Here is a 12,760-nt window from a genome sequence, read left to right as displayed (position 1 = left end):
CAGGTGGAACAGCTGGGGAGTCGGGGAACGGTCAGGCGCTGAGGGCGGGGAGGACCACAGCGTCGATGTACGAGACGAGGTACTCCTGCGTCGGCGGCTCTTCGTCGATGAGCGTGCGGGTGGCGAACGCGCCGATCAGCATGTGGATCAGATAGCCGAGCGCCGGGTTGTCGGCCCGGACCTCGCCCCGGTCCACCGCTCTGCGCACCATCCGGTCGACGCCCGTCATCTCGGGCTCGACGATCCACTCCTTGAAGGCCGCGAGCAGATCCGGATTGGCGTGCACGGCCACCATCAGGCCGCGCATCAGGGCGCTGTTCTGCTCCATGTGACAGTCGTCCTCACGGAACGCGATCGCATGCAGATCACCGCGCAGCGAGCCGGTGTCGACCTCGTCGAAGTGCGGCTTCTGGCTCCGCAGCGCCTTCACCACCAGCTCGGCCTTCCCGCCCCACTGGCGGTAGAGCGTCGCCTTGCTCGAGCGCGTGCGGGTGGCCACGGCGTCCATCGTCAGGGCGTCGTAGCCGACCTCACGGAGAAGTTCGAGCACGGCGCCGTACAGCTCGGCCTCGCGCTCGGGCGTGATCCGGCTGCGACGCGTCGTTGCCTCCGCGACCATGTCACCCACCTGACCTCTCCGTATGCGTACGCCATAAAAGTACCCTGCCCGCTAGCGAAACGAAACGGTTTCGTACGTGCGCTGCGCCACACCGGTCCCGGCCACCCTTCTCAGCGAGTCCCGGTTGCCGGAGCCCGCCTCGCGGAAAAGCATGAGGAGGTGACTGAGGTGACTGAGGAATCCGATGCTGCCGACGGCCGGGCGTACCTGCGCTTCCCCCACATCAGCGGCGAGCGGCTGTGCTTCGCCGCGGAGGACGATCTGTGGGTCGCGCCGCTCGACGGCTCGGCGCGGGCCTGGCGGGTCACCGTCGACCGCACCAAGGTCAGCCACCCGCGCTTCTCCCCCGACGGCCGGCACATCGCGTACACGACGTGGCGCAGCCTCGACCCGGAGATCCATGTGGCGCCGGTCGACGGCGGCTCCGCGCGACGCCTGACGTACTGGGGCAGCGTCGACACCCAGGTGCGCGGCTGGTCGCCCGACGGGGACATCCTCGCGGTGGCCTCGCACGGCGAACCGTTCTCGTACTTCACCTTCGCCTACAGCGTCCCCACCGACGGCTCCCCCGGCGGCAAGCTGCCCTGGGGCCCGGTCTCCGACATCCAGGTCGCCGACATCGACGGGGAGCGGCAGACCCTCCTGCTGACCGGTACGCCGCCGCACGAGCCGGCCGCCTGGAAGCGCTACCGGGGCGGCGCGCAGGGCCGGCTCTGGGTGCACGGGCAGCGCATCCTCGCCGACCTCGACGGGCATCTCGACGACCCGATGTTCGTGGACGGCCGCATCGCGTTCCTCTCCGACCACGAAGGCATCGGCAACGTCTACTCCTGCCTCCCCGACGGCACCGACCTGCGCCGCCACACCGACCACGACTCGTTCTACGCCCGGCACGCCACGACCGACGGCAGCCGCGTCGTCTACCAGTGCGCGGGCGACCTGTGGATCCTCGACTCGCTGTGCGCCGACTCCGCGCCGCGCAGGCTGCGGGTCCGGCTCGGCGGTCCGCGCGCGGGCCGCCGCAGCTACCAGGTGCCCGCCGCGAACCACGTCGACTCGCTGTCCGTCGACGAGACGGGCCGGGCCAGCGCCGTCGTCGTCCGCGGCAGCCTGTACTGGCTCACGCACCGCGACGGCCCCGCCCGCACCATCGCCGACACCCCGGGCGTGCGCGTGCGCCTGCCCGAGATGCTGGGCTCCGGCGGGCAGGTCGCCTACGTCACCGACGCCGACGGCGAGGACGCGGTCGAGATCGCCTACCTGCCACGGGCCAGCGGCGACCGGCCGCCGCGCCGGTTCGCCTCAGGGCAGCTCGGCCGCGTCCAGGAGCTGGTCTCCGACCCGGCGGGCGAACGCCTCGCGGTCGCCTCGAACGACGGGCGACTGCTCCTCATCGACGTCGGCGAGGACGAGGGCGGCGAGGCACCGCTGGAGGAACCCACCGTCACCGAGCTGATCCGCTCCACGAACGGCCCCGTCCGCGATCTCGCCTTCTCCCCCGACGGCGCCTGGCTGACCTGGTCGCACCCCGGCATCGGCCGCTCGCTGCGGCAGATCAAGATGGCCCGGATCAACCGGGGCGGCGGCTCCACCGCGCTCGGCGCGCCCAAGGCCGAGACCGCGACGGTCGTCGACGTCACCAACGGCCGCTTCGAGGACGAGAACCCGGTGTTCACGCGGGACGGCCGCTACCTCGCCTTCCTCTCCTGGCGCGGCTTCGACCCGGTCTACGACGTGCACACCGGCGACCTGTCGTTCCCGCTCGGCTGCCGCCCCTACCTCGTACCGCTGTCGTCCGCGACGCCGTCGCCCTTCGCGCTCTCCCCCGACGGGCGGACGGCGGCGGGCGGCCTGGACCCGGTGGAGGACGCGGGCGGCGACGGCACGCCGACCGTGGAGATCGAGGGGCTCGCCAACCGTGTCGTGCCGTTCCCCGTCTCGGCGTCCAAGTACTCGTCGCTGCACGCCGTGGCCGGCGGCGGCCTCGTCTGGCTGCGCTGGCCGATCTCGGGCGCGCTCGGCGAGACCTTCGCCAACCCGGCCGACCCCTCGGCCCAGCCCACCCTCGAACACTTCGACCTGGTGAAGGGGAAGAAGTCCCAACTCGTCGCCCACATGGACTGGTTCGCGGTCAGCGGCGACGGCACCCGGCTCGTCGTCGTCGACGAGGGCGAACTGGAGGCCGTGCCGTCCACCGAGGCGGGCGACAACGACACGACGGTCTGGATCGACCTGCGCCGCATCCTGCACGAGGTCGACCCGGCGGCCGAGTGGCGGCAGGCCTACGACGAGGCGGGCCGGATCATCCGCGCCTACTTCTGGGAGCCGCACATGTGCGGCATCGACTGGGACGCCGTTCTCGACCAGTACCGGCCGCTCGTCGAACGCGTCGCGTCCCCCGACGAGTTCGCCGATCTCCTGCGGGAGGTCCTCGGCGAACTCGGCACCTCCCACGCCTACGTGGCCGCCGCCCGCCGCAACGAGGGCCCGCCGCACTACCAGCGCGCCCAGGGCCTGCTCGGCGCCAACTTCGTCTGCCGCGACGGGCATTGGACGCTCCAGCGGATCCTGCCCGGCGACTCGTCCGACTCCAAGGCCCGCTCCCCGCTCGCCGGTACCGGCATCCGCGACGGCGCCGTCCTCACCCACATCGACGGCCGCCCGGTCGACCCGGTCAAGGGCCCCTACCCGCTGCTCGCGGGCGCGGGCGGCACGACCGTCGAGCTGACCTTCACGCCCGCCGAGGGCGGCGGCCGGCCCCGCCGCGTCGCGATCGTCCCGCTCGTCGACGAACGCCCGCTGCGCTACCAGGACTGGGTGGCCAAACGCCGCGCCGTCGTCCGCGAGCTGAGCGGCGGCAAGTGCGGTTACCTGCACATCCCCGACATGGGCGGCTCCGGCTGGGCCCAGTTCAACCGGGACCTGCGCATGGAGGTCTCCCGGCCCGCCCTCATCGTCGACGTGCGCGGCAACGCGGGCGGCCACATCAGCGAGCTGGTCGTCGAGAAACTCACCCGGAAGATCATCGGCTGGGACCTGACGAGGAACGCGCAGGCCGTCTCGTACGCCTCGAACGCCCCGCGCGGCCCGGTCGTCGCGCTCGCGGACGAGGCGACCTCGTCGGACGGCGACATGATCGCCGCCGCGTTCAAGCTGCTCGCGCTCGGCCCGGTCGTCGGCCAGCGCACCTGGGGCGGCGGCGTCGGCATGACAGGACGGCACAAGCTCGGCGACGGCACGGTGATCACGGTGCCGATGAACGCGGCCTGGTTCCCCCAGTACGGCTGGTCCATCGAGAACCGGGGCGTGGAACCCGACATCGAGGCCCTGCGCACCCCGCTCGACTGGGCGGAGGGCCGCCACGCCCAGCTCGACGACGCGGTGGAGCTGGCGCTGAACCTGCTGGCGGAGCAGGGCGCGACGACCCCGCCCGACTACTCGGACGTCCCGGACCTGCGGCGGCCGCAGCTGCCGCCGCGGTGACCGGCCCCTCCGCGGGACCAATGTCCTGCGGAGGGCTTACCCCGTTCCGCCCCGGCATGACAGATTCTGGGCGCGCACATGGCGATGTCACGCTCAACTGCCGTTCACCCAGGGGGCTTTCATGTCGCACGGCTCACGAAGAGGAATCCTGCTCGGCGCCGCGGGAATCGGGGCGGGCCTCGCGCTCGGCGGCGGGAGAGCCGCGGCGTCGGCCCCCGGCCTGCCGCCCGTCCTCATCACCGAACAGGCGAGCAAGCGGCTGCTGGTGATGGACCCGCGGGTACGGGTGTGGGACCCGGCCGCGGACCCCGGCGTGGTGCGCTGGGCGTTCTCCCCCGTGGGCGACGCCCGGTACCGGGACACCGAGCCCGACATCAGCTGGGTGTACCCGAGCGAGGCGAAGGTGCGGCGCCATCGCGGGCGCACCTACGTGCTGACCACGGCCTCGTTCGGGTTCGTGGGCGTGGTCGAGTGGCCGAGCGGGCGGCGGTACTGGGCCGGGGCGCTCGGCCCCGGGGACGACCTGATCAACCCGCACACCGCCGAGATCCTCCCCGACGGGAACGTCGCCGTCGCGTGCAGCACGGGCGCGCGCGTACGCCTGTACGCGGCCTCCCTCGGCCCGCACTCCACGCGGTACACGGAGGCCGAGCTGAAGGGGGCCCACGGGCTGCACTGGGACCCGGTGCGCGAGGTGCTGTGGGCCATGGGCGACGACGAACTGGTGGCCTACCGCGTGGAGGGAACGCGCGTACGCCCCTCGCTGGCGCGGCAGTACGCGGTGGCCCTCCCTGTCGCCACTGCGGGGAAGTCCGCCGGTGGACACGACCTGTTCCCCGTGGCGGGGGTGCCGGCGCGGATGTGGGTGACGACCAGCGCGTCCGTGTTCCAGTACGACATCGTCGGCCAGGGCTTCACACAGGACTTCGCGGGGGCCTCGGAGATCGTCCGCAAGTCCGTGAAGTGCGTGGGGGACGATCCGCGCACCGGGCGGGTGGTCACCACCGTGCCGGAGAAGGGGCTCGGCGAGACGTGGTGGACGACCACCGTGAGCCTGCACCGGCCCGCCGGGGCCTTCCGTTACGTCAACGGCGGTATTTACAAAGCCCGTTGGTGGCTACCCAGGTGACCCGTCGGGCGCGTCCAGCCTGCGGTCGAGCGCCAGGGACAGCTCCGCCTCCACCACACCCTTGGCGAGCGGGCGCAGCCGGCCGATGTCCTTGTCGGAGGCGTGCTCGGCGACGAGGTCGGTGAAGAGCGCGGCCAGCGCCTCGGCGTGGTCGCGCACCCGCCTGGCCGCCGCGAGCACGTCGGCCAGCGGGATGCCCTCGCGGACCAGGGCCGCCGAGATGTCGAGGAGCCGGCGGCTGATGTGCACGATCTCCTCGCCGTCGATGCCCAAGTAGCCGAGATCCAGGGCGGCCTGGAGGTTCTCGGGCGTGACGTCGTCCGCGAAGTAGTCGGCGAGTTCGGCGGCGGAGAGCCGGACGGGGACCTCCTCCGTGGGCTGCACGCCGAGGAGTTCGCCGACGTCGCGGCCGCGGTCGAAGGCCTCGGACAGCTCGCTGATCCCGCTGAGGGTGTGGCCGCGGTCCAGGAGCGAGGCGATCGTGCGCAGCCGGTCCAGGTGCGTCTCGTCGTACCAGGCGATGCGGCCCTCGCGGCGGGGCGGCTTGATGAGCCCGCGCTCACGGTAGAAGCGCACGGTGCGGACCGTGATGCCGGCCGCCTTCGCCAGCTCCTCCATGCGGTACTCGCGCCTGCCCACGTCTTCTTTCACGTCTCCTCCCACGCGGGGAACCCTATGACAAGTACTGCGGCCCGGAGGGCCCCGTTGAGGGGCGGTGGTCGGGCGACGGGCGGGCGTACCGGGAGTAACTTTCCTCGGTCCGACCCCTACCCATGAGTACGTACAGCCTCTACTCTCCGAATTACGCCAGTGTTCACTGGCAGAGTCGCAGCGGCAAGGGAGGCGCCGGGATGCCCGAGCAGGAGCACGAACACGTACGAGTGGCGGTGATCGGATCCGGCTTCGGCGGCCTCGGCGCGGCGGTCAGGCTGCGCCGCGAGGGGATCACCGACTTCGTGGTCCTGGAGCGGGCCGGCTCGGTCGGCGGGACCTGGCGCGACAACAGCTACCCGGGATGCGCCTGCGACGTGCCGTCCCACCTCTACTCCTTCTCCTTCGCGCCCAACCCGGACTGGCCGCGGACGTTCTCCGGACAGGAGCGCATCCAGGAGTACCTGGAGCACGTCGCCGACACCTTCCGGCTGCGCCCGCACATCCGCCTCGATTCCGAGGTCGAGCAGCTGCGCTGGGACAACGAGAAGCTCTGGTGGGAGATCGACACCGCGAAGGGCACACTCACCGCCGACGTCGTCGTCTCCGCCACCGGACCGCTCTCCGACCCGAAGACACCCGACATCCCCGGGATCGACACCTTCCCCGGCAAGGTCTTCCACTCCGCGCGGTGGGACCACGACTACGACCTGCGCGGCAAGCGCGTCGCCATGATCGGCACGGGCGCCTCCGCCATTCAGATCGTGCCGGCCATCCAGAAGGAGGTCGGCAAACTCACCCTCTTCCAGCGCACGCCGCCCTGGGTGATGCCGCGCGCCGACCGGGCCATCACCAAGGCCGAACGCTGGCTGCACCGGCAGCTGCCCTTCACCACCCAGGCCCGCCGCGGACTCCTGTGGGGCATCCGGGAGTTGCAGGTCCAGGCGTTCACCAAGCACCCGAACGAACTCGGCATGGTCGAGCAGCTCGCCAAGCGGAACATGCACCGCGCGATCAAGGACCCGGGGCTGCGCGCCAAGCTCACCCCCGACTACCGCATCGGCTGCAAGCGGATCCTGCTCTCCAACACGTACTATCCGGCGCTCGCCCAGCCCAACGTCGACGTCGTCGCCTCAGGACTCAGCGAGATCCGCGGCAACACCCTCGTCGCCTCCGACGGCACCGAGGCCGAGGTCGACGCGATCGTCTTCGGCACCGGCTTCCACGTCACCGACATGCCCATCGCCGACCGCGTCATCGGCGCCGACGGCGACACCCTCATGCAGTCGTGGAAGAACGGCATGAAGGCACTGCGCGGCGCCACCGCCGCCGGATTCCCGAACTTCATGACCGTCATCGGCCCCAACACCGGCCTCGGGAACTCCTCGATGATCCTCATGATCGAGGCCCAGCTGAACTACCTGGCCGACTACATGCGCCAACTGCACGTCCTCGGCGGCCGCGTCGCCCTCACCCCGCGCGAGACCGCCGTCACCGGCTGGAACAACCGCGTGCAGGACCGCATGAAGCGCACCGTGTGGAACACCGGCGGCTGCAACAGCTGGTACCTCGACGAGAACGGGGTCAACACCACGGTGTGGCCCGGCACGACCACCGAATTCCGGCACGCCACCCGGCATGTCGACGTAGGCGAGTACGAGGTGGTGCGCGCACCCGCCGAGCCGGCCGCGCCCACGACACGTACCAAGAAGAAGGCCAAGGTGAACGCCGCATGAGCCGCCTGATGCGCCATGTCACGACGGGACCGTACGCACCGCCCGTCGCCACCCGCGAGCTGACCGTCACCTCCGCGGACGGGGCCCGGCTGCACGTCGAGGTGCACGGACCCTCCGAGGACACGGCTGCCCCCGCCGTCGTGCTCTCGCACGGCTGGACCTGCTCGACGGCGTTCTGGGCCGCGCAGACCCGCGCCCTCGCCACCGACCACCGGGTGATCGTCTACGACCAGCGCGGACACGGCCGCAGCCCCGCCGCCACCACCCTCCCGTACACCACCGACATGCTGGCCGACGACCTGGAGGCCGTGCTCGGCGCGACCCTGGAACCGGGCGAACAGGCGGTGCTCGCCGGGCACTCCATGGGCGGCATGACGATGATGGCCGCCGCCGGACGTCCCAAGTTCCAGGAGCACGCGGCCGCCGTCCTGCTGTGCAGTACCGGAAGCTCGCAGCTCGTCGCCGAGGCCACCGTGGTGCCGCTGATGCGCGCGAGCAACCTGCGCACCCGCTTCACCCGCGCGATCCTCGGCTCCAAGGCACCGCTCGGCCCCGTCACCCCCATCGGCAAGCGGGTCCTCAAGTACGCGACGATGGGCCCGGGGTCGGCCCCCGACAAGGTCGAGGCCTGCGCACGGATCGTGCACGCCTGCCCGCGCGGGGTCCGGTACGGCTGGTCGCACGTGCTCGAACACCTCCAACTGGACGCCGGTGTCGCACAGCTGACGATGCCCGTCGCCGTCGTCGCGGGAACCGCCGACCGGCTCACCCCGGTCGCGCACGCCCGGCGGATCGCCGCCGCGCTGCCCGACTGCGCGGGCCTGACCGAGCTCGCGGGGCTCGGCCACATGACCCCCGTCGAGGCCCCGGACGCCGTCACATCGAAGATCCGCGAACTCTCCACCCAGTACGTGAAGTCGCAGTCGCAGTCGGACAAGGGAGCAGACGCCGCATGAGCAAGGTCAGTCTCGAAGGACAGGTCGCGGTCGTCACGGGAGCCGCACGCGGCGTGGGCGAACTCCTCGCCCGCAAGCTGTCGGCACGCGGCGCCAAGATCGCACTGGTCGGCCTGGAGCCGGACGAACTGAAGCAGGTGGCCGCACGGCTGCACTCCGACGCCGACTGGTGGCACGCGGACGTCACCGACCACGTGGCCATGGCCCAGGTCGCCCAGGAGGTCAAGGACCGCTTCGGCAAGGTCGACATCGTCGTCGCCAACGCGGGCGTGGCGACCGGCGGCCCCTTCGCCGAATCCGACCCGGTGGCATGGCGCCGCGTCATCGAGGTCAACCTCATCGGCTCCGCCGTCACCGCCCGCGCCTTCCTCCCCGTCCTGACGGAGTCCCGCGGCTACCTGCTCCAGATCGCCTCCCTCGCCGCGATCACCCCCGCCCCGATGATGACCGCCTACTGCGCCTCCAAGTCGGGCGTCGAGGCCTACGCACACAGCCTGCGCGCCGAGGTCGGCCACAAGGGCGTCCGCGTCGGCGTCGGCTACCTGTCCTGGACCGACACCGACATGGTGCGCGGCGCCGACCAGGACGACGTGATGCGCGAACTGCGCCAGCAGCTCCCGTGGCCGTCGAACAAGACGTACCCCCTCGGCCCGGCGGTCGACCGCCTCGTCGCGGGCATCGAGCGCCGCTCGCCGCACGTGTACGCGCAGTGGTGGCTGCGCGGCATGCAGGGCATACGCGGCTACCTGCCCTCGGCGATCGGCATCGTGGGCCAGCAGCGCGTGAAGCGCTTCGAGGGCCGCATGGGCGGCATCTCCAAGGGCCTCGTGGGCGCGGGCGGAGCCGCCGACGAGGCCTCGCGAGGCCGCTGACCTGCGACTTCCCACACCCACCCACGGTCCGTCACTGATCGAAATGCGACATATCGGCCGCCATGTCAGTCTGATCGAGGCCCACCCCCCATCCTTCATGGAGTGCATCAAATGGGTATCTCTGACCAGTTCAAGGACAAGGCCGAGCAGCTTCAGGACAAGGCCAAGGAAGCCATGGGCGGCTCCGAGGGCAAGACCGAGGAAGGCAAGGACCGCGCCAAGGAAGGCATGGACCAGGCCAAGGACAAGGCACAGGACGCCGCCCAGGAGGCCAAGGACCGCTTCCAGCAGTGACGCCACCTGAACACACATGACGGGGCCCCGCCCGGAGATCCGGACGGGGCCCCGTCATGTCGCCTCACCGGCGCCGACGCCTACTCGTACACGACGGTGACGGGCGCGTGGTCCGACCAGCGCTCGTCGTGCGTGGCGGCCCGCTCGACGAAGCCCTTCACCGCTCGCCCGGCGAGCCCCGGCGTCGATACGTGATAGTCGATGCGCCAACCTGAATCGTTGTCGAAGGCCCGCCCCCGGTACGACCACCACGAGTACGGTCCCTCGACGTCCGGGTGCAGGGACCGGACCACGTCGACGTAGCCGCCGTCGGACGGGGCGAAGACGGAGGACAGCCACTCGCGTTCCTCCGGGAGGAAGCCGGAGTTCTTCTTGTTGCCCTTCCAGTTCTTGAGGTCGGCCTCCTGGTGGGCGATGTTCCAGTCGCCGCAGACCACGACCTCGCGGCCGTCGGCGGCGGCCCGCTCGCGCAGTTCCTTCAGGTAGGGCAGGAACTCGCCCATGAAGCGGATCTTCTCGTCCTGGCGCTCCGTGCCGACCTCGCCGGACGGGAGGTAGAGGCTGGCGACGGTGACGCCCGGCAGGTCCACCTCGACGTAGCGGCCGCTGTCCGCGAACTCGGCCGAGCCGAAGCCGATCTGCACGCGCTCCGGCTCGCGCCGCGTATAGAGGGAGACACCGGCCCGGCCCTTGGCGGCGGCCGGCGCGTGCACGACGTGCCAGCCCTCGGGCTCGCGCACGTTCTCGGGCAGCTGGTGCGGCTCGGCGCGCACCTCCTGGAGACAGACGGCGTCGGCGGAGGTCTCGGCGAGCCACTCCACGAAGCCCTTCTTGGCGGCGGCCCGGAGCCCGTTCACATTCACAGAGGTCACAGTCAGCACCCCGGCACGATACCGGCAGACTGGACGGGACAGCCGCAAGCACCCGCATAGAGTTACGATGTTCCGTATGACTATTCAGCTTCCCGGAGTCGGGGCGCCCAGCCTGCGCCCCACCTCGTTCGGCCACCGCGACGCGATCGCGCTGAACGACCGCGTCCAGCTCGAATACGCGGAGCGCTACGGCGACGAGGGCGATGTCACGCCCCTTGACCCGACGATGTTCGAGCCGCCGCGCGGCCTCTACCTGATCGCGTACGACGCCGCGGGCACGCCGCTCGCGACCGGCGGCTGGCGCGGCCAGGAGGCGAACGACGAGGGGTACGCGGACGGCGACGCCGAGCTGAAGCGCATGTACGTCACCCCGGAGGCGCGCGGCCTTGGCCTCGCCCGGCAGATCCTCGCGGCGCTGGAGGAGGACGCCCGGGCGGCGGGCCGTACCCGCATGGTTCTGGAGACGGGCCTCAAGCAGCCGGAGGCGATAGCCCTCTACACGTCGAGCGGTTACGAGCCGTGTGCGAAGTTCGGTCACTACCGGTTCGACGAGTTGAGCCGGTGCTTCGCGAAGAGGCTCTGAGCAGAAGGGGCGCCGACCGGAAGAAGCTCCGGACAGAAGAGGTTCTGGACAGAAGAGGCTCTGGACATGCGAAAACCCCGGCGGTTTCCCGCCGGGGTTTTCGTTGCTGTGGACGTGAGGGGATTCGAACCCCTGGCCCCCTCGATGCGAACGAGGTGCGCTACCGGACTGCGCCACACGCCCTTGCAACGAGTGAAACTCTAGCACCCCGATCCGGGTGCTTGGAAATCCGTTCCCTGGCTGGTCAGCCGGGCGGGCTCCGAAGTGGTCCGGCTCACTCGTTGGCGGCGCGCGGACGCCCGTCGGCGTCGTCGTCGAACTGGTCGAAGAGCGGCGTGCGGCCGCGCTCGCGGGAGCGGCGCGCGGAGGCGGCGCGGCGGGCGTCGCTGCGGCCGTCGTCGGCGGCCGGCTCGGCGGATTCCGCGGCGGACTCCTGGGCGCGCTCCTCCTGCGCCTGCTGCTGCGCGGCCTGTTCGGCGGCGGAGGAGCGGGCGGAGCTCCACGTCTCGGGCGCGTTGTAGTCGATGCCGCCGGTGGCGCGCGGGGCGACGGGGGCGGTGACGTAGGTGGGCAGCGGCACGGGGACCGGGTCCCAGCTGTCGCCGGGTCCGGGGTGGCGCTGCCGTTCGCGCTGCTGGTCGACCCACTCCTGGTGGTCGGTCTGTTCGACGAGGGCGCGGCGGTCGGCGGCGAGGGCCTCCAGGCCGGGGTCGGTGGCGGTCTCGTCGACCGCTGGGCCGCCCTCCTGGTCCTCGGCCGCGGCGCGTGCCGCGGCCGGCTGCCGCCTGCGGGGCTGGCGTTCGCGCAGTCGTTGCGCGGCGACCTCGGCGCGGCGGCGGTCCATGACGTAGGCGAAGCGGCGGCGTTCCTGGGTGCGCAGGTAGACGATGTACGCGCTGAGGAGCAGGGCGGGGGCCGCGGGCGCCCAGAGGAACGCGACGCCGCCGACGGCGGCCACGACGGCGCCGACGGTGAAGGCGGCGAAGAGCAGCACGGTCGTGCGGCGGCGGCGCGCGAGCACCTTGGTGCGCCGGGCGCGCGCGGCCTGCGCCTCGGCCGCGGCGGCGGAAGTGGCGCGGGCGGCGCGGGGCTTGGCGGGTGCCGGGGGTTCGGCCGCCGGTTCGGGTTCGCGGGCGGGTTCCGCGCGCTCGTGGGCCGGTTCCGCGAACTCTCGGGCGGAATCGGGGTGTTCACGGCTTTCGCGGCGTTCGCGTCCCGGGTGCGGCGCGCGCCGCTCCCCGGACGGAGACATGCCGACGTCCCGGACGTCCACCCCTTCGGTGGGTGCGTCCGGGTCGACCGGGTCGCCGCGCCGCTCGTCCGACTCGGGCGAGCGCGCCTGCAGGTCCTTGGCGTACCGGCGCTCCATGCCCGCCCGACCGGAGAGAAGCCGGATGGCGGTGCTGAAGCGTTCCGTCGGACGAGCTTCGTTCAACTCGTCCTGCCTACGGAGCCACATCGGCACCAAGTAGGCGGCCCAGGCCCCGACGATGACTGCGTAGATGAGGCCGCTGCTGCTCACGGACACACCGTAGAGGGGTTTACGCGGGGCCATCCGCCAATTG

At 71.7% G+C, this 12,760-nt stretch carries 11 protein-coding genes and 1 tRNA gene; 7 read left to right on the top strand and 5 right to left on the bottom strand.

What is annotated here, in order from left to right; all coding sequences use genetic code 11:
* Positions 1-31: 31 nt before the first annotated feature.
* Positions 32-619: a TetR/AcrR family transcriptional regulator gene (locus tag ACNYS0_RS24050; RefSeq protein WP_326021473.1), complete on the bottom strand. Its 588-nt coding sequence runs from the start codon at positions 617-619 to the stop codon at positions 32-34.
* 168 nt (positions 620-787) lie between these two features.
* Here ACNYS0_RS24050 and ACNYS0_RS24045 point away from each other — a divergent pair, with 168 nt between their 5' ends.
* Both ACNYS0_RS24045 and ACNYS0_RS24040 read left to right on the top strand, forming a co-directional pair.
* On the top strand, positions 788-4,102 hold the full coding sequence (locus tag ACNYS0_RS24045; RefSeq protein ID WP_422476556.1) for a S41 family peptidase: 3,315 nt from the start codon (positions 788-790) through the stop codon (positions 4,100-4,102).
* 121 nt (positions 4,103-4,223) lie between these two features.
* Complete coding sequence (locus ACNYS0_RS24040; RefSeq protein WP_422476555.1) at positions 4,224-5,231, top strand: DUF6528 family protein; 1,008 nt, start codon at positions 4,224-4,226, stop codon at positions 5,229-5,231.
* Here ACNYS0_RS24040 and ACNYS0_RS24035 read toward each other — a convergent pair.
* Entirely contained in the window at positions 5,220-5,849 is a 630-nt protein-coding gene (locus tag ACNYS0_RS24035; RefSeq protein ID WP_422482763.1) for a MerR family transcriptional regulator, read from the bottom strand. The genes ACNYS0_RS24040 and ACNYS0_RS24035 overlap by 12 nt on opposite strands.
* A 233-nt stretch (positions 5,850-6,082) precedes the next feature.
* Here ACNYS0_RS24035 and ACNYS0_RS24030 point away from each other — a divergent pair, with 233 nt between their 5' ends.
* From ACNYS0_RS24030 to ACNYS0_RS24015, 4 genes are all read left to right on the top strand, one after another.
* Positions 6,083-7,618: a flavin-containing monooxygenase gene (locus ACNYS0_RS24030; RefSeq protein ID WP_422476554.1), complete on the top strand. Its 1,536-nt coding sequence runs from the start codon at positions 6,083-6,085 to the stop codon at positions 7,616-7,618.
* The gene (locus tag ACNYS0_RS24025; RefSeq protein ID WP_422476553.1) at positions 7,615-8,574 is read left to right on the top strand and encodes an alpha/beta fold hydrolase; all 960 of its coding nucleotides are present in this window, start codon (positions 7,615-7,617) and stop codon (positions 8,572-8,574) included. The genes ACNYS0_RS24030 and ACNYS0_RS24025 overlap by 4 nt, the downstream gene beginning before the upstream one ends.
* On the top strand, positions 8,571-9,446 hold the full coding sequence (locus ACNYS0_RS24020; RefSeq protein ID WP_422476552.1) for an SDR family oxidoreductase: 876 nt from the start codon (positions 8,571-8,573) through the stop codon (positions 9,444-9,446). Before ACNYS0_RS24025 ends, ACNYS0_RS24020 begins: the two co-directional genes overlap by 4 nt.
* Before the next feature lie 111 nt (positions 9,447-9,557).
* On the top strand, positions 9,558-9,740 hold the full coding sequence (locus ACNYS0_RS24015; protein ID WP_422476551.1) for a hypothetical protein: 183 nt from the start codon (positions 9,558-9,560) through the stop codon (positions 9,738-9,740).
* Between the two features lie 80 nt (positions 9,741-9,820).
* Here ACNYS0_RS24015 and ACNYS0_RS24010 read toward each other — a convergent pair whose 3' ends face one another.
* Complete coding sequence (locus ACNYS0_RS24010) at positions 9,821-10,621, bottom strand: exodeoxyribonuclease III (RefSeq protein WP_422476550.1); 801 nt, start codon at positions 10,619-10,621, stop codon at positions 9,821-9,823.
* A 67-nt stretch (positions 10,622-10,688) separates the two neighbouring features.
* Here ACNYS0_RS24010 and ACNYS0_RS24005 point away from each other — a divergent pair, with 67 nt between their 5' ends.
* The gene (locus ACNYS0_RS24005; protein ID WP_422476549.1) at positions 10,689-11,195 is read left to right on the top strand and encodes a GNAT family N-acetyltransferase; all 507 of its coding nucleotides are present in this window, start codon (positions 10,689-10,691) and stop codon (positions 11,193-11,195) included.
* 109 nt (positions 11,196-11,304) lie between these two features.
* Here ACNYS0_RS24005 and ACNYS0_RS24000 read toward each other — a convergent pair.
* Both ACNYS0_RS24000 and sepX read right to left on the bottom strand, forming a co-directional pair.
* Positions 11,305-11,378 (bottom strand) — tRNA-Ala (locus ACNYS0_RS24000).
* A 91-nt stretch (positions 11,379-11,469) separates the two neighbouring features.
* Positions 11,470-12,717 (bottom strand): divisome protein SepX/GlpR, encoded by a 1,248-nt coding sequence (gene sepX / locus ACNYS0_RS23995; protein WP_422476548.1) that lies wholly within the window; start codon positions 12,715-12,717, stop codon positions 11,470-11,472.
* Between the last annotated feature and the right edge of the window lie 43 nt (positions 12,718-12,760).

The organism is Streptomyces anthophorae (assembly GCF_049310305.1).
Classification (GTDB): Bacteria; Actinomycetota; Actinomycetes; order Streptomycetales; family Streptomycetaceae; genus Streptomyces.
Note: the sequence above shows the minus strand (reverse complement) of the source record. Positions and strands in the feature narration are given on the sequence as shown.

Excerpts from the sequence above, each read along its gene's own strand:
- ACNYS0_RS24050 (WP_326021473.1), bottom strand. The coding sequence starts at position 619 with ATGGTCGCGGAGGCAACGACGCGTCGCAGCCGGATCACGCCCGAGCGC.
- ACNYS0_RS24040 (WP_422476555.1), top strand. The coding sequence starts at position 4,224 with ATGTCGCACGGCTCACGAAGAGGAATCCTGCTCGGCGCCGCGGGAATC.
- ACNYS0_RS24035 (WP_422482763.1), bottom strand. The coding sequence starts at position 5,849 with ATGGAGGAGCTGGCGAAGGCGGCCGGCATCACGGTCCGCACCGTGCGC.
- ACNYS0_RS24030 (WP_422476554.1), top strand. The coding sequence starts at position 6,083 with ATGCCCGAGCAGGAGCACGAACACGTACGAGTGGCGGTGATCGGATCC.
- ACNYS0_RS24025 (WP_422476553.1), top strand. The coding sequence starts at position 7,615 with ATGAGCCGCCTGATGCGCCATGTCACGACGGGACCGTACGCACCGCCC.
- ACNYS0_RS24020 (WP_422476552.1), top strand. The coding sequence starts at position 8,571 with ATGAGCAAGGTCAGTCTCGAAGGACAGGTCGCGGTCGTCACGGGAGCC.
- ACNYS0_RS24015 (WP_422476551.1), top strand. The coding sequence starts at position 9,558 with ATGGGTATCTCTGACCAGTTCAAGGACAAGGCCGAGCAGCTTCAGGAC.
- ACNYS0_RS24005 (WP_422476549.1), top strand. The coding sequence starts at position 10,689 with ATGACTATTCAGCTTCCCGGAGTCGGGGCGCCCAGCCTGCGCCCCACC.